The sequence below is a fragment of the Lutibacter sp. A64 genome (assembly GCF_022429565.1).
In the GTDB taxonomy this organism is placed as follows: Bacteria; Bacteroidota; Bacteroidia; order Flavobacteriales; family Flavobacteriaceae; genus Lutibacter.
This window is the reverse complement of record NZ_CP092487.1, coordinates 3,822,593-3,843,417: the sequence shown is the minus strand read 5'-3', so window position 1 is coordinate 3,843,417 and position 20,825 is coordinate 3,822,593. Positions and strand designations below refer to the sequence as shown.

The window sequence follows — 20,825 nt, the reverse complement described above, 5'->3', positions numbered from 1 at the left end:
TATGCTTGTTAAAAATGATGTAAAATAGGTAAACATTGTGTAAATTGCCAAAAATCTCATAACATTGGTTATGTTACATTTTGAATCCACTCTATACATTTATAATAAAGTAGATTATGCTTAAAAATTATTTAATAAAATTCATCTTACTATTTAGTACTATTGTACTCTATTCACAAACTAACTCTGTAAATTTCCATAAGTTAGACATTCATGGAGTGCTTTTTAACAAAAGAGTTAATACCTTATTTGTAGATAGTTTTGGATATTTATGGATTGGAAGTAATTCTGGATTATATAAATACGACGGGCATAATATTACCGAATATCAATATGATGCTTTCACACCACATTCGCTTCCTAATAATAATATCAATTCCATTTTTGAAGATGACTATAACAACTTATGGATAGGTAGTGAAAGTTACCTTATTTGCTTCAATAGAAAAGATAATAAGTTTAAAGGATACTTAAAAAACAAGACCTCAATTGTAAAAAACAAAACAAAGTCTGGAGATATATGGGTAAAGTTAGAAAACTATGGATTATTAAAAGTTGAAACGAATAAAGATGTTAACAGCATAGAATTAGATTCTGAATTTAGCACCCAGATAATTAAAAATATTTATAAGATTGAAAAACAAAACCTATCATTAATTGAAGATAATTTTGGAAGAAATTGGATTGGTACAGAAGAAGGTATTTTAAAACTAAATAAAAAAGGAGAAATTACACCAACAACATTTAATAAAAAGGTTTTAAACATGGAACTTTTAGGTAATAATCAAATTATTGTCTTAACTCCAAGTGACATCTATATTTTAGGATATAACAAATCTGACAGTAAATTAGAGATACTTGAAAATTACACTAATTTATTAACCAATTTTGATCCAAACACAACTTTAAGCACAATTGCAATTAACACTAAAAGTGATGAATTGTGGATAGGTACAACATCTGGATTAATAAAAGGAAATAGGAAAAATAATAAATACGAATTTTCTCATTATTTAAACGAATCTAACTCAGACAATTTATTAAACAACACCATTACTTCAACAATATTTGACACTTACGGAAATCTGTGGATTGGTTCTTTTAAAGGTGTTAATAAATATTTAGGAAGAACTCCACTTTTTGAATTTCATGAACTCTCTACAAACAATAACTTAACCAATTGTTTAGACAATCAAAAATCAAACAAATTATTAGTTGGTTTAAATAATGGATTATTTACTTTTAATAAAACAACTAAAACTGCTTTAAAAATTAATAACACCATAGAAACAGCTTCTGTTGTAACAAAAAACTTCGAAAAAACAGAGCTTATTATTGCTGACAATAATAATATTTATAATTCAAAAAATTACAACCCTAACAACCCTAAAAACTTTGAATTAATAAAAGTTAAAACCTACCAAAATCCAATAAAAGACATTGTACCCATAAACAAAAACGAAATGTGGGTAGGTATTTGGGGAGAAGGTGTAGATATAATAAACAGTGAAAACATACTATCAGAGTTCAAAAAAAAGATTATAGAAGAATTAAAAGGCAATCATACCTCAACAATTTTATTAACTACAGGTAATCAATTATTTATAGGAACAAGAGGTGAAGGTTTATACATAATAGATTTAATAAAAGAAAACTACAAACACTATTTACCAACACTTGCTAATGGTTTAACCTCTAATGCTATTTTAAGCCTTTACGAAGATAAAAGTGGAAAAATATGGATCGGAACAAGAGGTGGTGGTATAAATGTATATGACATAGAATCTAAAAAATTCAAAAATTTCAGAAAAACAACTACTAACAATCCAAAAGTAGTTACTGCCATAGAAGAAGACTTTAATGGCAATATTTGGATGAGTACACAAGACGGTATTGCCATGCTAAATTTAACAACTGAAAGGTTTATGTCTTTTGGTGTAGAAGATGGTATAAATGAAAATCAGTTTGTTTTTAATTCTAGTACTTCAGATGAGCAAAAAAAGATTTTATATTTTGGTTGTGCCGACGGTTTTTATAGCGTGTATCCAGATCAACTAATTCCACAAAACATAGTACCTAATACGGTAATAACCAATTTTTCTACACTTGGAGAAGTATATGAAAACAATTCAGCTAATGCTCTAAGTCCTGTAAATAATATTAACATTTACGCTAAAGAACCTATTGTCTTACCTTACAATCAAAATAACATATATGTTAACTTTTCATCTTTAGATCTTACAGCGCCTAATAAGAACCTGTATGCCTATAAATTAGACGGTTTAAATGATTATTGGGTTTATACAGATGCTTCTAATAGAAGCGCTAACTATAACGACTTAGCGCCTGGAACTTACACCTTTAAAGCTAAAAGTTCCAATAGCGATGGAATATGGAATGAAACGCCTTCTGAAATAACCTTTACAATAAAACCTCCTATTTGGAAAAGCAATTGGGCTATTTTTGGCTACATTTTAATTTCAATTTTAATAATTTATATCAATATTATTTTAATTAAAAGATGGTATTTATTAAAGAAAAATTTGGTAAAAGAAACAATTAGTCGAGAAAAAGATAATGAACACAATAGAATGAAAATGATTTTTTTCACTGATATTTCTCACGAATTAAGAACTCCTTTATCTCTAATACTGGGAACCATTGAAAAAGTTGTAAAAGAAAAGAAATTTACTTTAAGCCCTTTAACAAGTCAACGTATTTATAATAATACACTAAGAATGAATCGACTTATTAACCAAATAATGGATATAAGAAAGTTTGATGAAGGTAAATTTAAATTGAAAATTTCTAAAAATGATATTGTAAGAGACATTAATACCATTAAAAATGCTTTTAATGATTTTGCTAAAATTTACAGTATAAAGTATGAATTTATAACAGAAGACAAAGAAATTAAAGCGTGGTATGACGTAGATCTCTTAGAAAAAATATTATTTAACCTTTTATCAAATGCTTTTAAATTTACCAAAGAAAATGGCGAAATTACTGTAAAATTAGAACTTATTAAACCTAAAAATTTACAAATTAACTCCCACAATATAGATGGCAAACACATTAAATGCAGTGTAAGAGATAATGGAGTAGGAATTCCTAAAAAAGATTTAAAAAGCATTTTTGACCGTTACTACCAAGCAACTAAATCTCAAAGAAATCAAATTCCAGGAACAGGTATTGGTATGGAACTTGTTTCTAAATTAATAGAAAGACACCATGGTACTATTACCGTAGAAAGTGAAGAAAATGTCTTTACCGAATTTACTTTTTACCTCCCAATAGCAAAAAACAAATACAATAAAAACGAACGATTAGAAACCGGAACCCCACTAAAAAGAAATTTTATTAAAAACAATGAATTTCAAATAATTGAAGAAGTTTCCTCTAAGTTTAAAGAGAATGAAATAAAAAAAGAAAAATCTAAAAAACCTAAAATTCTTATAGTTGAAGACAATGATGATTTAAGACAAATGATTAAATCTGAGTTAAACCCTACATTTAATGTAGTTGAAGCTTCAAATGGTCAAATAGGATACGAAGTAGCTTTAAAAGAAAAACCTGAGCTTATAATTAGTGATATTTTAATGCCAATACAAGATGGAGTGTCAATGCTTAAACAAATTAAGAAAAATGCTGAACTCAGCAATATTCCAATATTTATGTTGACAGCGAAAAACTCAAATGAAACTAAAATTGATTGCTTAAGTTTAGGAGCCAATGATTATATTGAAAAACCTTTTAGCCTTGAGTTTTTACAATGGAAAATAAAAAATACACTTACAACAAGACAAGAACTTAAAGAAAAATATAGTAAACTAATAACTACAGCTCCTACTGATATTCAAATAGATTCTAATGATGAAAAATTTATAAAAAAGCTTATCAAAATAATTGAAGAAAATATGAGTAGTAACATTTTAAATGTTGAGTTTTTAGCTTCTGAAATAGGGATGAGTAGAGCCAACCTTTACAGAAAAGTTCAAGTTATTTTAAATGACACTCCTGTTAACTTTATTAAGACTATTAAATTAAAAAGAGCAGCGCAATTATTAAAGAAAAACAAAATCTATATTTCTGAAATTGCTTATATGACTGGCTTTAACAATCAAAAATATTTTAGTAAATGTTTTAGTAAAGAGTATGGTATAAGTCCAACAGAATACATAAAAAAACACGCTAAATAGTTTGCTACAAACTATAATTCTGCTCTAAAAAATAAAAGCTATAGATTTTTTTATAAAACCTATAGCTTTTTAATATTATTTAAATACTAAACAAGTTATTAGTAACTTATTTTATTAAGATTAATAAAATTAACAGAAACAGTAATCTTGATAAGATATTTTTACACTCCTAAAATTTAATCGTCATCTAAAACATCCTTACTAACTGCAGCATCAACATCAATATCTAAATCATCACTAATTATTGGATCCTCATCTTCCTCTTCTTCATAATTTTCCATAGTATCAGCAAGCTGCTCACTAATTTTCACTAAATAAATAGTATCTTCAGTTCTCACTTCTACAGCATCAACATATTGTCCTTTTGAATTTGTAAAATGGATAATATCTCTCAACCCATAACCATCAGGAAATTTCTCCACCAATAAATTAAGAATTTCAGGTGTTAATTTTTTAAAATCTACTAGTATTCTCTTCAAAACAAATCAGTTAAAATTATATATTAAACAATTAAATTTACCTTGAATTTTATTATTCAAGTTGTTCAAATATAAAAAAATATTTGAATGAAATGTTAACTCTTAAAAAAAATATTTCAGTTTATTAATGAATATTTAATTTCAAAAAATTAATAAAAAACAAGTTCAAATATATTTAATTATAAAACAAAAAAAAGACTGTTAAATAGTATAAATTATTAAAACAGTCTTTTTTAAAATAATTAAAATGCTACTATTAAAGCATTTTTAAATTATTAACTTCCATTTCTGTTAAATGTCTCCAGTGTCCTCTTGGTAAATCTTTTTTAGTTAAGCCAGCAAAAATAACTCTATCTAGTTTTACTACTTTATAATTAAAATGTTCAAAAATTCTACGGACAATTCTATTTCTTCCTGAATGAATTTTTACTCCAACTTCACTTTTTGGTTGATTTAAAATATACGAAATATCATCTACAATAACTCGTTTTTCATCTAAAACAAAACCTTCTGCAATTTTATTTAAATCGGCATTCGTTAATTTTTTATCTAACGAAGCGTGGTAAATTTTTTGTATATTGTGTTTTGGATGTGTTAATTTTTTAGCCAATTCCCCATCATTTGTAAACAACAATAGTCCTGTTGTATTTCTATCCAACCTACCTACAGGATAAATACGCTCTTTTGATGCATTGCCAACTAATTCCATAACCGTTTTTCTACCTCTATCATCATCCATAGTAGTAATAAAATTCTTCGGTTTATTTAATAAGACATAACGCTTTTTTTCAGGACTAATTAAAGAACCATCAAACCTAACTTCGTCAGTTAATTTAACTTTATAGCCCATTTCTGTAATCACCTTTCCATTTACCATTGCACTTCCTGCCGCAATAAAAACATCTGCTTCTCTTCTAGAACAAATTCCTGAATTTGCAATGTATTTATTTAAACGTATTCCGTCAACTTCTGGATTACTGGTAGTTTGTTTTTTAGGTGCTTTTGAAAAAGTATCTCTATTTTTAGAAAATTTCTTTTTAGCATCAAATTTTCTAGTAAATGTACCTTGAGGTTTCTTTTTTCCTTGTTGTCGTCCTCTCGACGAGTTTTTATTTGAATTCATTAGTATTTTTATTATTATTTTTTGCAAAAGTAAGGTTAATCCTTTAATAATCTAATAAATAGTTGTCTATAATTAAAAAGATAAAATTATAAAACTGCCATAAGGCTTTATTAAATTATTAATATTTTAATTAACTTGGTAAAATACGCTCAATTAAAATTGAAGTATCTATAAATGCTAAGCTAAAAACACCTGCAAATATAAGCAGCTTTAGTAACCAATGAAGCAATGTGTAATTTCTTTTACTTTTACTAAACCACAAAAACAGTAAAAAAACAATAAGCATTAAAATACTTATGTATAGGTAATATTTCATTCCTCCAATTTCTGGATACTTTAACAAAAAGTAAATTGGGTTTAGTGTTAACAACACCAAAAACGAGATTAATAACTTGGTAAAATGTTCTCCGTATTTGACTGCAATAGTCTGGTAGTTTTTAACAAAATCTCCTTTTATGCGTTCTAAATCCTTTACCAACTCTCTAATTAATAGAATAAAAAACAATAATGCTGCATGTGTAAAAATAATTTCTGAAAAATTTTTATAATACACAAAAACAGCAAAAAAAGGTAGTATTGATAATACAGCAGGAGCAAATAAACCTGTTAACGGATATTTTTTTAACTTATGTGAATACAACCAAATTGAAAAAATATATACTGAAAAAAACAAAGCTGCTCTCCAAGAAACCAACAATCCAAAAACAAAACCTAAAAAATTTAATACAAAATAAATAGGCAATTTAATTTTCTGCTCTACAATAGTATCAATCTTTGTTTTTAAAGGTTTATTTATTTTATCAGTTTCAAAATCATAAAAATTATTAATTATATACCCAGCAGCAATAACACACATTGTTGCTAAAACAATAAAATACAAGTTAACATCTAACAATATGGTTTTTAGTGATTTTTCTGGGGCTAAAATAAATATAGATGTTAAATATTGGGCAATTATAATTAATAAGATATTATACCCTCTAACAACAGAAAACAGACTCAACATTTTAACATAAAATGGAGCATTTTTTTTAGTGTTATTTTTAGAAATTTCGAGTAAATCCATATAAAATTAGCCTACTAATATTGCCAATAAATAAGTGTTTATTTTAATAATTTAGAATTAGAATCTATAAACTAATTCTAGTTTATAGTCTTTTAAAATGGTTTTAGTTTTACTAAAATCTTCAGTAAAACCTAAAATATAACCACCTCCACCAGAACCACACAATTTTAAATAATAATCGTTAGATTCTATTCCTTTTTGCCAAATAGTATGAAAGCGTTTAGGAATCATAGGTTTAAAATTATCAAGTACTATTTTAGATAAATTTTTAACATTACCAAATAACGATTTTATATTTCCATGTAAAAAATCATCTATACAAGCATCGGTACATTTTGCAAAGTCTTCATCAATCATTCTTCTAAAACCTTCGTTTTTCATTTTATTCATAAAAATGTTAACCATTGGTTCTGTTTCTCCAATAATTTCAGAATCTAATAAAAATACAGCGCCTTTTCCTTCTTTTTGAGATGGAATACCTGTTGCCTCTAAATTGTCTTTTGAATTTATTAAAATTGGCAAACTCAAGTACGAATTTAAAGGATCTAATCCAGAACTTTTACCATGAAAAAAGGATTCCATTAAAGAAAATACTTCTTTTAATTTCAATAATTTATCGCGTGTAAGATTTTCTAAAACTGTAATTTTACTAGTTGCATATTTATCATAAATTGAAGCTACTAAAGCTCCTGAACTTCCAACACCATAACCTTGTGGAATACTAGAATCAAAATACATTCCTTGGTCAATATCTTGCTTAAATTCATCTAAATTAAAACGTACTAAATTGGTTTTTAAATTAGAAAGATACGTGTAAAATTTTAAAAGATTTTTATTAGAATCTTTAGTTTTAGCAGTTAACTTATCCGTTTTTTTTAGAGCTCCTTGGTAGCTATTGTATGGTATTGCCAATCCTTTGGAATCTTTAATAATTCCGTACTCTCCAAAAAGCAAAATTTTAGCGTAAAAAAGTGGTCCTTTCATTATTTTCTAAATTGACAATTATTTGGTTGGTTACTTAAATAATACGTACTTATAACTTTAAAAGTTCTTTATATTTTATACTGAACTATTTTTTCAGTATTATTTATTCATTTTTCATTAACCTAGCTCCTTCTCCAACTCTGTCGCAAATATAATGATTTTCTTGACAAAACTGAATTAACTCACTTATTATAAAATTGTTAACGATTTCCTTTTCATTTTCTGGAAATAACACATGCACATTAGCTCCAGCATCTAATGTAAAACAAATATTACTTGCTGTTTTCGTTCTAAATTCCCAAATTTTATTGATTATTTTCAACGTATTGGGTTTCATTAAAATAAAATACGGATTGCTTGTCATCATCATTGCATGTAAGCTTAACGCTTCACTTTCTACAATAGCTATAAATTCTTTTAAATCTCCGTTTTGAATGACTTTAGAAATTTTTGAAATATTATCCGTAGCTTGTAAAAATCGTTGTTTTGCAAACGGATGGTTGTGCATTAATTTATGACCAACGGTACTAGAAACTTGTTTTTCTCCTTCGTCAACCAATAAAATAGTATCGTGGTAATTTTTAAAGTTTTTATGAATTTTATATGGAAATTTAATTCCAAATAAATTAGAGCTTCCTGCAATTTCAGAATGATTTCCCCAAACAATTAATTCACCTTCAATACTTCTACAAGCACTTCCTGAACCTAAACGTGCTAAAAAAGATGCTTTTTTATTGAAATACTCATCACTTATTTCTGAATTTATCTTTTTTTCAACACTCATTAAACATAAAGCCAATGCGCTCATTCCACTTGCCGATGACGCAATTCCACTACTGTGCGGAAAAGAATTTCTAGATTTAATTACAAAATCATATGCTTTTAAAAACGGCACGTATTGCTCAATTCTTTCAAAAAACTGTTGAATTTTAGGCTTAAAGTCATCTTTTTTTTCACCTTCAAAATAAATCTCAAAATTGAACCTATTTTTATCATACTGAACTTGATTCAACATCTTATTCTGAGATTCTGAATCAGGTTCAGCATTACCCTCTTTAAGTTTATACTCTAAAGTTGTTAACGTAAAACAAGCATCTAACGTAAAACTAATAGAAGTGTTCTCTGGAATTTGAGGTTCTTGTTTTCCCCAATATTTTACCAATGCAATATTACTTGGGGTTTTCCAAGTTATGCTTCCTTTTGTGTTATTTTTACAAGTATAATCTTGTAAAATAAAATCTTTTTCGGTCAAATTCATAAATTTTAACAAAGATACTGTTTAATATTTAAGTAAAAAAGTAAAACAAAACTTATATTTAATATACTATAACTCTTAATTCATTTTAAATATAAAAGTATAAATACGCCTGTTCGAGTAATTTTTTAAAAATGAAATAGAAAAAGATTGTATCGAGAACTTTTAGTTAGAGTTAAAATTATTTAAAATTCACTCAAATTGATGTAATTTCATTAAAACACAACAACCACTATAAAACTACTAAACCTGCTCTAATTTAGATAAAACTTCTTTTTTATAGCTTCTACTTATTGGCAAAGCTTTTTTATGAATTTCAATAAACTCATTAGTAAAAGAATTTATTTTAGAGATTGATACGATATAAGATCTATGTATTCTTATAAATTCTTTTTGAGGTAATTTTGCTTCAATATTAGAAATAGTTTCTCGAGTTATAATTATTTTATCTTTTAAATGAAATTTTATGTAATCACTTAAACTCTCTATATAATTGATTTCAGAAAAATTTATTTTTACCATTTTCCTATCTGAACGCACAAAAATAAAGTCATTTTTTTCTTGAATTATTTCAGTAGCTAAACTGGTTTCTACTAAAGTATTTTCACCCAAATATTTATTTACAGCTTGCAATATACGTTGAAACGAAATAGGCTTTAATAAATAATCTACGGCTTGCAAATTAAAACCATCTACCGCATATTCTCGGTAAGCTGTTGTAAAAATTACCTTTATATTTTTATTGATTGATTTTGCAAACGAAAGTCCCGAAATTTCGGGCATATTAATATCTAAAAAAATTAAATCTATTTGGTTTGAATTAATTTGATTAAATGCTTCAATGGCATTTTTACAAGTTGCAATAACATTTACAGCTTCAATCTTTTGTAAATGATTTTCTAATATTTCTCGAGCAACAGGTTCATCATCTACAATAATACATTGAATGGTTTTAGGCATTGGTTATTTTTTTAAGTTATTAATTATTAATTTCACTTTAAAAATAGTTGCAATTTGACTGGTTTCTAAACTATAAAAATTTGAATATAACATATCTAATCTTTTTGCTATATTCTCTAAGCCAATTCCTTTTTTAGACTTATTTTCTTCTATAGATGTATTTTCAATTTCAAAAATTAGAGTATCGTCTTCTGTTTTAATATAAATTGAAACATTTAATTTTCCATTTATAATATCCCCATGTTTAAACGCATTTTCAACAAAAGGAATTAGCAACATTGGCGCTATTTTAATTGTTTTATTTGCAACTTCAATTGTTGTTTTAACTTCTAATGTATCATTAAAACGCATTTTTTCTAATGCAACATAATCTAATAAATGATTAATTTCATCTATTAATAATACATGTGGTTTTTCAATTTGATATAAAATATAATCTAATAAATTAGAAAGTTTTAAAATCATTTCTGGTGCCTCATCTTTCTTGTTTAATGCAAAACCATAAATAGTATTTAAAGAATTAAACAAAAAATGTGGATGGATTTGCATTTTTAAAAAACGCAACTCTTGATTTTTAATTTGCAATTTTGTTTGTAGAATTTTATTATTTAAATTTTCATTACTTACAATCGATTTATAGTTATACATTATTAAACTAAATGAAACTATAATTAAAACCACAAAATAAACGCCTAAAATTATAAAAGGTAAGGATTTAGTTAATGGAACAGTTTCTACCTCTTTATAACCTTCAGAATACAATAAACCATATAGTATAGATAAAATAATTATATACAAAGAAATTATAAACGTATATACACCATACAAAATAAAATATGCATACTTTTTAGTAAGTAAATAATTTGGAATTAAATAATAAATTAAAAAATAACTAATTAAAATAGTAACAGGCATTAAAAAACCAGAAAACTGATTTACATACGCTGTATTAGTACTTCCATAACCTAAAAAATAAGAATAAAAATAATAGACAACTACCCAAAACAATAGATGACCAAAAATAGTGAATAGGTATTTTAAAATAATGTTCTTACTTTCCATAAAGTGCAATATGCAAATAATATTAAAATTACATTTATTTTAGAGGTGAAACTAGAAAAATAAGCTTAATTCAACCAATTTCACTCTTTAAATTGCAAAAAACATATTTAACCAGTCAATTATCTTAACTTACTAGCAAAGTATCGCTTTAAAATTTAAACACACAACTAATAAGTTATTTTTGATTTATAATTTAAAAAAAATCATATTATGTTAGTACTACAAACCATTACACTTTTAGCTGGAAATCCTTTTGTTGCAAGATTAAATGAAGGTGGACCACTTTTTATGTATACAACGCTCTTTATTTTAATTATAATTACTGCGCTGTTAATTAGAGGTTTTTTAAAGCCAACAACTCGAGATAAAACAATAACCTTAGTTAGCTCTTTAAGCTTATTTGTATTGGTTTGGGGATTTCTAGGTCAAATGATTGGTTTAATTGGCGCTTTTGATGCAATTCAAGCCGTTGGAGATATTTCACCTGCAGTATTAGCAGGCGGACTTAAAATTGCTATACTTTCTCCACTATTTGGAATGATTGTATTCTTAATTGCCAGAATTGGAATTATTATTTTAAAGCTTTTAAAAAAGTAACCATCAGTTAAAATAGTTAGTACTAAATCTTTAGATACTAACTATTTTTTTATTATTTACAACACTTATAAAAAACCAATGCTTTTTTTCATTATTTTTGTAAACTATGAAAACGAAAAAAGCATTTATCTTACTTAATGGTTCACAGCCTTTATCGCTGCCAGACCTTACTAAGTATGAAATTATTTGCGCTATAGATGGCGCATATAATTATTTTAAAGCCAACAACCTAACCCCAGATTTAGTTACTGGAGATTTTGATTCTATAGATACTATACCAACTTCTATTGAAGTTATAAAAACACCCAACCAAGATTATACCGATTTTGAAAAAGCACTACAAATTCTAAAACATCGTGAATTTACACATATAGATGTTTATGGAGGAAGCGGTAAAGAACACGATCACTTTTTAGGTAATATTAGCACTGCATTACAATGGAAAATGGGATTATCTATTTCTTTTTTTGACGATTTTGGTAAATATTTTTTTATTGAAGATAGTATACTATTAACCAATGTTAAAGAAAAAAACATTTCTCTAATTCCTTTTCCTACAGCAACGGGTATAGAAACCAAAGGACTTATGTACCCGCTTAATAAAGAATCTTTAACTTTTGGAGAACGCATTGGAACCCGTAACAAAGCAATTAAAGACAGTGTTTTTATCTCCTTTGAAAAAGGTGATTTATTAGTTTATATTAGCAATAATTAAAGTATTAGAAATAATATAAAAAGTAATTTATCAGAATAAATAATTACTGAAAGATTTAGCCCAACCATATTTGTAAATGATGATGGATAAGCCTCAAGATTTACAGCAATTCTAAAAAAATTAATAAAAGACATAAAATTCAGAATTAAATTAATATAACTTAATTCTGAATTTTAGTTTATACGTTTTTAAATTAACTTATTTATTTTTTTAAAAAAGCAATAGTTTCTTCAAAAGCAACTTTTGTTAGCGAATCTTTTTCAACCTTTAAAGCCATTTCTAAATCAGGTATCGCATTAGAATATTCTGTTTCTTGTAAAGTTTTAGCAGCCATTCTTCTGGTTTCGGCATGAACACTTCTTAAAAGTCCTATATTCCATCTTACTGCCGGTCTAGAACGTAGCTCATGTAATTTATTTATCGCCTTTATTTGCTCTTGTGAATTCTCACTAAATAAAAGCCAATAATTAGCTTTTTCAACCTTTCTTAGTTCTTTATCAAATATTATTGGTTTGTTATTTATTTGAGGCCTCACCCATTTTCCTGCATAACTTATCAATTCACTTCCACATACCCAACGTGCCATTCTAGGTACCATCCAACGCATTCCTGGAGTAGATTCTGGGTGACCAGCTATTAAGAACACCTTTCCTTTTCCTTTATTTTGTCGCAACATAAATGTTCTCCCTGGTGTTATTCCTTCTGGTGCAAATCCATCTGGGTGGATATCTGTTACGTATTTCCCCAGTTCTTCAAACTGTACTTCTGCTAAATCATTTTTTACCAATACAGGCCCATCATAATATTGAGCAAAAAGGCGTTCATTTTTTAATTCAGGAAAAACGTTAAATCCTTCATTCGTTAATTCAAATTCAACAAGTCCACGACCTCTATTATAATGTGCTCTATCTATATGAATTGAACTTGCTAGTTTTAAATTAGGATAATTTTCTGTAGAAGAAAGTAAATATGCTCCTGCACAAATACCAATTACACCCTTTCCTTGATTTACAACAAAATCCGTTACAATTTCTTTACCTTTCTCTCCAAGATTTAATAATTGCTTACTTCCACTTCCACCAGGAAATACTAAAGCATCAAATTCATTTAATTTCCCATCTTGTATTTCAGAAGCACTTAAAGGCACAGCAACAATTCCTGTATCAATTTTTAATGCTTCAACCGCTTCAATTACAGAAACCTCTCCTGCTCCATTTCCATTAAAAACAGCAATTTTTAATTTTCCATTCGTATTTACAGATTCATTTTGGCTCTTTTGTTTGGTTTCGCAAGCAAAAAGAGAAAACAAAGCAATTATAATAACATAAATTCTCATACTATCCTTTTAATTTAAATCAATTTCAAATTCTTTATCAAACATATATACCACCAATTGATTAAGTTGATTATAATGCTCTTTTAAATCTGATTTTTTCATTTCATTAGACCTCCAAGCATCTAATTTTTGATTTGTTATTTTAAAGATCTCATTTTCATACGGATGAATTTTTTGATAAATACCCGTATTATCTTTATTTACTAAAGCATTTATATTTACATAGTATTTAGCTGCCCATTTTCCCCACCTAATAGAAAAGAATTTTTTCTTTAATTCTAACGCTGCATAACAAACTGGTGCATCATTAAACTTGTCGTTGCGTTTTAACACATCTGGAAAATCATGTTCTCCTTTAACCCAAGCAGGTAATGCAATTGATGTTAATGGAAATCCAACAACAGACCATAAGGTTGTAAATACTGGATCTTCGCCTTTTTTCACACCTTGCACAACACAGGCAGAAGCTGTACTTCTACGCGGAATAAAATCGTGAAAAAAAGAATACGTAGGAGTATTTTCTGGAATATCGGCATAATCTCTATACAAATCATCTTTAGTTAAAGAGTGTTTTAAACTACGCGTTACATCTTGAAGTATAAATTGTGCATCAAAAGTATTTGTTGCCATAGCGTTGTAAAAAAGCTCATTTGCTGTATTGCTTCTAAGGTACCCACTGCTCTCTTCACCAAAACTTCCCATATAAGAGTAATTAGATCGAATAATATATCCGAAAGGTGCTACTTTAGCATCATTAGCGTCAAATTTCACATATCCTTTATTATTTACCTCATACATTGCTGCTCCGCCTTGTGCATCAATAACACCAAAATTACCTTCTAATCTTGTTGGAATTGGTAAACTATCTAAATACTTTTCAAAATCTTCTATACTTGCACACGTTGCTAAGGCTTCTTTAATAATTCTACCTTCAAAACCACTAAGCTTGGTATCGTCTCCAATATTTAAGTTATATGAAGCTGAATTCATTATAGCAAAACCCGTACTATTTTGACCAATCCAAACGCTTTTACCTTGAGTATCTTTAGAGTTAACCAAACCTACATAATTGTATTTTCCATCATTAAAATATACAATTTGATTGTTTATCGCTGGCGTATCTCTATTTTTCCACAATAATGGTCGGCCATCTTTAGTATACTTCCCCGAAATTACAGCTACTGTACAAGCACTTGCTTGATAAGTGACAAAAAAAAGTGATAATGCAAGTAAAATTGTTTTTAAAAACTTCATATAAAATTATTTTGATATTAAATCTTTTAACCCGAATCAAGTTGAAACAACCTTAATCTATAAAAAAGTAATCTCTACTAGATTCCTATATATAAGAGTGGCATTTTATATTTTGTACTATACGTTATTTGTTAAAAATAAGTATTGAATATATTATTGATTTTAGTTTTTCCACAACTTTTGAGAATGATCCATAAAAATACCCTAATTATTGAAGTTGTTTTGTAATAGTTTAGTAGGTAAAAAACAAAAAATCCTTAACTCTCTCATTACAAGATTATTAAGGATTCCTTAAGCGGTCTGGACGGGACTTTTTTTATATTTATACAGTGCTTATTTTCAGTTACTTATAATTTTACACTATTTTTTGTGCCGAAATTTGTACCGAATTTATTAATTGATATACCTAAAAAATTTCCAAATTTATCTAATTCTTATAATCATATTTTCACAATTTTAACCGAAATAGGATTTTCTAAATATATTTTTGCAAAATATACACCAGAAGATATATTTTCAATATTTAATTGCACTTTACCGTTAATTACGGAATATATTTGAGACGAAATTAATTGTGAATTAGATGTCAACAATTCAATTTTGATCTCATTCAATAAAACTGGTAAAGTAATTTCAAAAATTCCATTGGTTGGATTTGGATATGCTGATATTGTTTCAAATAAATCAATATTTTTTGAAAAAATTCCCTCACATAAAACAGCTGTTTTAACCTCAATTAAATCACCATGCTTTACATCAACTTCAATTGAAGTTGAAAATGTGTTTAATACATTTTTACCATTTACAAGAACGTTGTAAGGAGCTGTCCCTTTAGTTATAACAATTGAAACTTTATTTGATGAAACACTTGATTTTCCAGACACTGAAGTACCTTCACTTATTTCAACATTAAAACATTGCTCGTAGGTTTCACCTGACACTGTAATACAAACTTCATATGTTCCAGATTCCATATTAGAAACGGTTAAACTATTATTACTGAAGTTATGACTATTTCCATTTATAGTGGCTAGATAATTATGCGTTTCAGCAGCTGAAATTGATATTTGTCCATTGTTTTTATTTAGACAGGTTTCACTTATTACTTCAAAAGTAAAATTATTGGATGGTAAAAAGAAACATCCATTTTCATTTACAGTTACACCTGCAGTTGAGTTAGGACATAAATCTAAATTATTCATCACACCATCATTATCATCATCTAGCTGGCTTTCTGAACATCCTGTCTCATTTACATCCTCTCCTGTTGGCGTATCTGGACAAGTATCAATGTTATTCATTACCCCATCTAAATCATCATCTATCTGACTTTCTGAACATCCTATTTCATTTACATCCTCTCCTGTTGGCGTATCTGGACAGGTATCTTTATTATTCATTACCCCATCTCCATCATCATCTAGCTGACTTTGTGAACATCCTGTTGCGCTTACTTCTTCACCTGTTGGAGTGTTCGGACAAATATCAATATTATTCATTATTCCGTCTCCATCATCATCTAACTGGCTTTCTGAACATCCTGTCTCATTTACATCCTCTCCTGTAGGCGTATCTGGACAAGTATCTTTATTATTCATTACCCCATCTCCATCATCATCTAGCTGACTTTGTGAACATCCTGTTGTGCTTACGTCTTCACCTGTTGGAGTGTTCGGACAAATATCAATATTATTCATTATTCCGTCTCCATCATCATCTAGCTGGCTTTCTGAACACCCTGTTTCATTTACAACTTCACCCGTTGGAGTGCTTGGACAAGTATCAATATTATTCATGACCCCATCTCCATCATCATCTAACTGGCTTTGTGAACATCCTGTTGTGTTTGCATTTTCTCCTATTGGTGTGTCAGGACAAGTATCAATATTATTCATGACCCCATCTCCATCATCATCTAGCTGGCTTTCTGAACACCCTGTTTCATTTACAACTTCACCCGTTGGAGTGCTTGGACAAGTATCAATATTATTCATGACCCCATCTCCATCATCATCTAGCTGGCTTTCTGAACACCCTGTTTCATTTACAACTTCACCCGTTGGAGTGCTTGGACAAGTATCAATATTATTCATGACCCCATCTCCATCATCATCTAGCTGGCTTTCTGAACATCCTGTTGCGCTTACTTCTTCACCTGTTGGAGTGTTCATACATAAATCCTCATAATTTATTACACCATCATTATCATCGTCATAATCTTCTATCTCAATAAAATTAGAATCTGGTAATGCATCATTTACTCCAACATCTATTAATTTAGTAAATGAATTAGTACTTGGACTATATTTGATAATCATTCCATTTCCATACGCTCCACCATTTGATCCTACATATAGCATACCATCTGAAGCAAGCAGCAACGTATTGGAGTTTGACCCTTGCCCATATTCTTCCGTGATAAAATCCCATGTTATGTTAAAAGCATTTGTTATGGGGTCATAATCAAATAAAAATGCTGTACTATAACTACCATTCCAAATGCCAGAAGTCATACCATAAAGCTTATTATTATTAGCTAATTCTAAACTCCCGTAGGGACGTCTACCTGTTGTCTCTTCTTCAAAATCAAATTTCTTTGAATATTCTCCTGTCTCTATATTAAATTCATAGATAATACCGTCTGTATTAATTCCTCCCCATGATGTCATACCATATAGCTTTCCATTTGAAGCCTGGGTTAAACCACCATATATATCGAAACCTCCAGCAAAAATTCCCCCAAGGCTAAATAGAGCTTTAAACTCCTTGGAAGACAGGTCATACTCAAAAATTACACCTGAACCATTTGGACCTCCATATCTAGTTGTACCATAAAGTTTCCCATTTGATGCTTCCATAACATTATCTAATGGATTCCGTCCTGAAACTTTATCATCAAAATCGATTATTTTTAGATAAACATCATTGATTGGATCATATTCAAAAAAAACTCCATCATTGTTCAATCCCCCTAAGTAAGTCATTCCATATAATTTCCCGTTAGAAGCGGCAAACAAACTTGCTTCAGGCCAATTTCCATTACCTCCATTAAAATCAACTTTTTTCATAAAAACACCATTCGCTGGGTTAAATTCAAATAATACTCCCTTATTATAAGCTCCTCCGCTTCTAGTAAGCCCATATAATTTACCATTTAAAGCTTGAATTATCCCCCCTTGAGGAATTTCACCATCAACACCCCCCTTAAAACTATACATTCTAGAATAATTATTGGTTGCAGGGTCAAATTTGTAAATGGATCCTAATTTATAATCTCCGGAACGAGGAGCTACCCCCCATAATTCATTTGGAACCAAAGTTTCATTTTCTGAACAACCATTAGCATCTACTTTATCTCCAAAACGAGTGTTTGGACACTGGTCAATATCATTCTCAACTCCATCATCATCATTATCATCATCAACATTAATTATTTGTATATTAGATTTATTAAGTGAATAAAAAATATTATTTACAGCCTCAACCTTAATACGACTGGAGTTCGTTAAAATATTTGGTACAACAATTTGATGAACCCCATCATTATTTACATTTGAAGCCAAAACTATAGGGAATGTATAACCACCATCTGTTGATAATAGTATATTAACTTTAGAACAATTAATTGGAGAAGTGTTTGAGTTACCAACATCCCAAGTTATATTCTTAGTTGAACCAATTTCCCAATTAACAGCTGAGGATTGAGATGTAACTTTAAATGGTACTGTATTACCAGCAAATGTAATGGTAGTTTCTTCACTATTGGTTTGACCTCCATCTGAGTTATTATCCCTCACTGTAACTCCAAAGGTCATTGTTCTAGCAACTGACGGCAAAACTTCCCAAGTATTTGACAAATTACCTCCTACTACTGTATTTAGATTTGGAAAATAACGAGTTGGAGAACTATTTGGAGGTAAGGATCTAAAGGCGGGACCACCAGTTGAAGTTGAGTTTGGGGGAGCAACAGCAATTTCGGTATCTAATTGTTCCCAAGTATAAGTTAATTCATCTCCATTTGCATCTGAAGCATTTGCATTCAAAGCAAATGGTGTAGAAATTGGAATTGTATAATTGGGTATCGCTTCAATTATAGGTGGGTTATTTCCAGTATTAACTGATGTACCACAACTTCCAATGCTAGATATTATAGCCCACATTTGTTTAATACTAACTAAATGAAAATATTTATCACGTTCACTATAACTTGTAACATTCTCAGGGGAACAATTTCCAGCATAAGACATAATTGTAGATCCACTTCCTGGCTCTACGGCAGTTTCATCGGTTCTATTTCCATTACAACTTCCAGAACTTGAATTGAAAGTATGTGTTGCTCCAAATTGATGCCCCATCTCATGTGTAACAGTATTTTCAAAATTAGAACCTTCAGGTGGGCTCATACCAGAAACACCTCCTGCTTTATAATAACCACAAACTGAAGACCTATATGCAACACCTCCTAGGTTACTTGCAGCAAAGACATGACCTATATCATAATTTGACTCACCTATATAAGTGTTTAGAACATTTATACTTTCATCTATCATTTTATATTTATCATTACCTGTTAAACCATCAGTATTTGGATTTAAAAACATCATTTTAGCACTATTATCAACTAAAATCATTGACACTCCTAAATCCCTTTCAAAAATGGCATTTACTCTTAACATTGTAACTACAACAGAAGCAAATACATTTCCAATTTTCACTTCATCAGACTCATAACTGCTAACACCTCTACTATTTAAATGCCATTGAGAATATTCCCCCGTTACAGCAACTGCTAGTCTAAAAGTTCTTAACTTTCCATCATTTACAATATCTGTCTTTGAATGAACACCTTGTTTAGACTCTTCTATTGTTGAATTTAATTCATCAAACCCACAATCAAACGGTTCACTTTCAGGTAAACTTTTCTTATTATATATTAAATAAGTATGGTTGTCTGACGTATAAGGATCAATATAAATTGCTCCATCTGGATTATTTAATATTAAAGCATTCAAACCTAACGGAGTAATACTAAATCTAATAACTGAACTAGGATTATTTACACTTTTCCCAATATAAGTTCTAATATTTGGGTACTGTATTTGAAGTTCTTCTTCCATTATCGATGCTTCAAAAACATAGTAATTTTCCAACTTTCCTTTTCCATCAGGAAAACTAATTATGTTATTGTTCTTTGCAACAATTCCTTTTCTTTGAGGAGCATTTACAAGCTTTCGTTTTAACAACTCAAAATTCAACTGATATACATCAAACTCTGTTAGAGCTGTTTGTCTTTGAATTTTTTTCGAGGATTGTTTTGCTGATATTGAAGATTTTGACCACAATTCATCCGAAGTTTGGGAATATATTGAAACATTAAATAGAATAATTGCAAGAATAAAAATTGTAATTGATTTGCCCATGACTTATGTTTGGATAAGTTACTCCGTATTAAAGATAATAAATAAAAAATTTAGTTGTATGATTTAGTGATTTCTCCCATAAACACCTATAAAAGACTTAAATTTAAACAGTTAACATGAATAAAAAGATGACTTTTATCATAACAAATATACCTGCATTTTTAAAAAAAAATCTACGGGTTTCCGTAATGCTTTGATAAAAAGATACAATCTGTGAAGTTAAATAGTTATGATGAATACTAAATTAATAATTATTATCAGGTGAAAATAATTGACTTTTACTTTTTTAATTTGATAAGTGATAATATTAAGGTTAAAAAATATTTTAACATTCGGTCTGCATAGAACTTACCATTATATATTACATACTTAAAA

13 protein-coding genes are annotated in these 20,825 nt (G+C 28.6%); 3 read left to right on the top strand and 10 right to left on the bottom strand.

From position 1 onward, the window contains the following. The first annotated feature begins 116 nt into the window (after positions 1 to 116). Positions 117 to 4,199 (top strand): hybrid sensor histidine kinase/response regulator transcription factor, encoded by a 4,083-nt coding sequence (locus tag MKD41_RS15580; RefSeq protein WP_240243266.1) that lies wholly within the window; start codon positions 117 to 119, stop codon positions 4,197 to 4,199. 176 nt (positions 4,200 to 4,375) lie between these two features. Here MKD41_RS15580 and MKD41_RS15575 read toward each other — a convergent pair whose 3' ends face one another. From MKD41_RS15575 to MKD41_RS15545, 7 genes are all read right to left on the bottom strand, one after another. Next, complete coding sequence (locus MKD41_RS15575) at positions 4,376 to 4,678, bottom strand: hypothetical protein (protein ID WP_240243265.1); 303 nt, start codon at positions 4,676 to 4,678, stop codon at positions 4,376 to 4,378. A gap of 256 nt (positions 4,679 to 4,934) precedes the next feature. Beyond that, complete coding sequence (locus MKD41_RS15570; RefSeq protein ID WP_240243264.1) at positions 4,935 to 5,801, bottom strand: pseudouridine synthase; 867 nt, start codon at positions 5,799 to 5,801, stop codon at positions 4,935 to 4,937. Positions 5,802 to 5,931: 130 nt separating this feature from the next. Next, positions 5,932 to 6,867 carry a geranylgeranylglycerol-phosphate geranylgeranyltransferase gene (locus MKD41_RS15565; protein ID WP_240243263.1) on the bottom strand — a complete coding sequence of 312 codons (936 nt, stop codon included), beginning with the start codon at positions 6,865 to 6,867 and terminating at the stop codon, positions 5,932 to 5,934. 57 nt (positions 6,868 to 6,924) lie between these two features. Beyond that, a complete protein-coding gene (locus MKD41_RS15560; RefSeq protein ID WP_240243262.1) occupies positions 6,925 to 7,851 on the bottom strand; it encodes a mevalonate kinase family protein in 927 nt (308 codons plus the stop codon). A gap of 103 nt (positions 7,852 to 7,954) precedes the next feature. Beyond that, on the bottom strand, positions 7,955 to 9,103 hold the full coding sequence (locus tag MKD41_RS15555) for a diphosphomevalonate/mevalonate 3,5-bisphosphate decarboxylase family protein (RefSeq protein WP_371824299.1): 1,149 nt from the start codon (positions 9,101 to 9,103) through the stop codon (positions 7,955 to 7,957). 246 nt (positions 9,104 to 9,349) lie between these two features. Continuing rightward, positions 9,350 to 10,066: a LytR/AlgR family response regulator transcription factor gene (locus tag MKD41_RS15550; RefSeq protein WP_240243260.1), complete on the bottom strand. Its 717-nt coding sequence runs from the start codon at positions 10,064 to 10,066 to the stop codon at positions 9,350 to 9,352. Between the two features lie 3 nt (positions 10,067 to 10,069). Beyond that, on the bottom strand, positions 10,070 to 11,128 hold the full coding sequence (locus MKD41_RS15545) for a sensor histidine kinase (RefSeq protein ID WP_240243259.1): 1,059 nt from the start codon (positions 11,126 to 11,128) through the stop codon (positions 10,070 to 10,072). A 210-nt stretch (positions 11,129 to 11,338) separates the two neighbouring features. Here MKD41_RS15545 and MKD41_RS15540 point away from each other — a divergent pair, with 210 nt between their 5' ends. Together MKD41_RS15540 and MKD41_RS15535 are read left to right on the top strand one after the other, a co-directional pair. Beyond that, positions 11,339 to 11,725 (top strand): MotA/TolQ/ExbB proton channel family protein, encoded by a 387-nt coding sequence (locus tag MKD41_RS15540; protein WP_240243258.1) that lies wholly within the window; start codon positions 11,339 to 11,341, stop codon positions 11,723 to 11,725. 106 nt (positions 11,726 to 11,831) lie between these two features. Continuing rightward, on the top strand, positions 11,832 to 12,440 hold the full coding sequence (locus tag MKD41_RS15535) for a thiamine diphosphokinase (protein WP_240243257.1): 609 nt from the start codon (positions 11,832 to 11,834) through the stop codon (positions 12,438 to 12,440). Positions 12,441 to 12,642: 202 nt separating this feature from the next. On the opposite strand, the gene MKD41_RS15530 is transcribed toward MKD41_RS15535, so the two are convergent. From MKD41_RS15530 to MKD41_RS15520, 3 genes are all read right to left on the bottom strand, one after another. Continuing rightward, positions 12,643 to 13,776 carry a BPL-N domain-containing protein gene (locus MKD41_RS15530; RefSeq protein ID WP_240243256.1) on the bottom strand — a complete coding sequence of 378 codons (1,134 nt, stop codon included), beginning with the start codon at positions 13,774 to 13,776 and terminating at the stop codon, positions 12,643 to 12,645. Between the two features lie 9 nt (positions 13,777 to 13,785). After that, positions 13,786 to 15,030, bottom strand: coding sequence for a hypothetical protein (locus tag MKD41_RS15525; protein WP_240243255.1), 1,245 nt, complete (start codon positions 15,028 to 15,030; stop codon positions 13,786 to 13,788). Between the two features lie 440 nt (positions 15,031 to 15,470). Beyond that, the gene (locus tag MKD41_RS15520; protein WP_240243254.1) at positions 15,471 to 20,450 is read right to left on the bottom strand and encodes a choice-of-anchor tandem repeat GloVer-containing protein; all 4,980 of its coding nucleotides are present in this window, start codon (positions 20,448 to 20,450) and stop codon (positions 15,471 to 15,473) included. Positions 20,451 to 20,825: the final 375 nt, after the last annotated feature.

Bases quoted from the DNA above. Each gene is read 5' to 3' on its own strand.
- MKD41_RS15570 (WP_240243264.1), bottom strand. From the start codon at position 5,801: ATGAATTCAAATAAAAACTCGTCGAGAGGACGACAACAAGGAAAAAAG.
- MKD41_RS15550 (WP_240243260.1), bottom strand. From the start codon at position 10,066: ATGCCTAAAACCATTCAATGTATTATTGTAGATGATGAACCTGTTGCT.
- MKD41_RS15525 (WP_240243255.1), bottom strand. From the start codon at position 15,030: ATGAAGTTTTTAAAAACAATTTTACTTGCATTATCACTTTTTTTTGTC.
- MKD41_RS15520 (WP_240243254.1), bottom strand. From the start codon at position 20,450: ATGGGCAAATCAATTACAATTTTTATTCTTGCAATTATTCTATTTAAT.
- MKD41_RS15560 (WP_240243262.1), bottom strand. From the start codon at position 7,851: ATGAAAGGACCACTTTTTTACGCTAAAATTTTGCTTTTTGGAGAGTAC.
- MKD41_RS15535 (WP_240243257.1), top strand. From the start codon at position 11,832: ATGAAAACGAAAAAAGCATTTATCTTACTTAATGGTTCACAGCCTTTA.
- MKD41_RS15545 (WP_240243259.1), bottom strand. From the start codon at position 11,128: ATGGAAAGTAAGAACATTATTTTAAAATACCTATTCACTATTTTTGGT.
- MKD41_RS15530 (WP_240243256.1), bottom strand. From the start codon at position 13,776: ATGAGAATTTATGTTATTATAATTGCTTTGTTTTCTCTTTTTGCTTGC.
- MKD41_RS15565 (WP_240243263.1), bottom strand. From the start codon at position 6,867: ATGGATTTACTCGAAATTTCTAAAAATAACACTAAAAAAAATGCTCCA.
- MKD41_RS15540 (WP_240243258.1), top strand. From the start codon at position 11,339: ATGTTAGTACTACAAACCATTACACTTTTAGCTGGAAATCCTTTTGTT.
- MKD41_RS15580 (WP_240243266.1), top strand. From the start codon at position 117: ATGCTTAAAAATTATTTAATAAAATTCATCTTACTATTTAGTACTATT.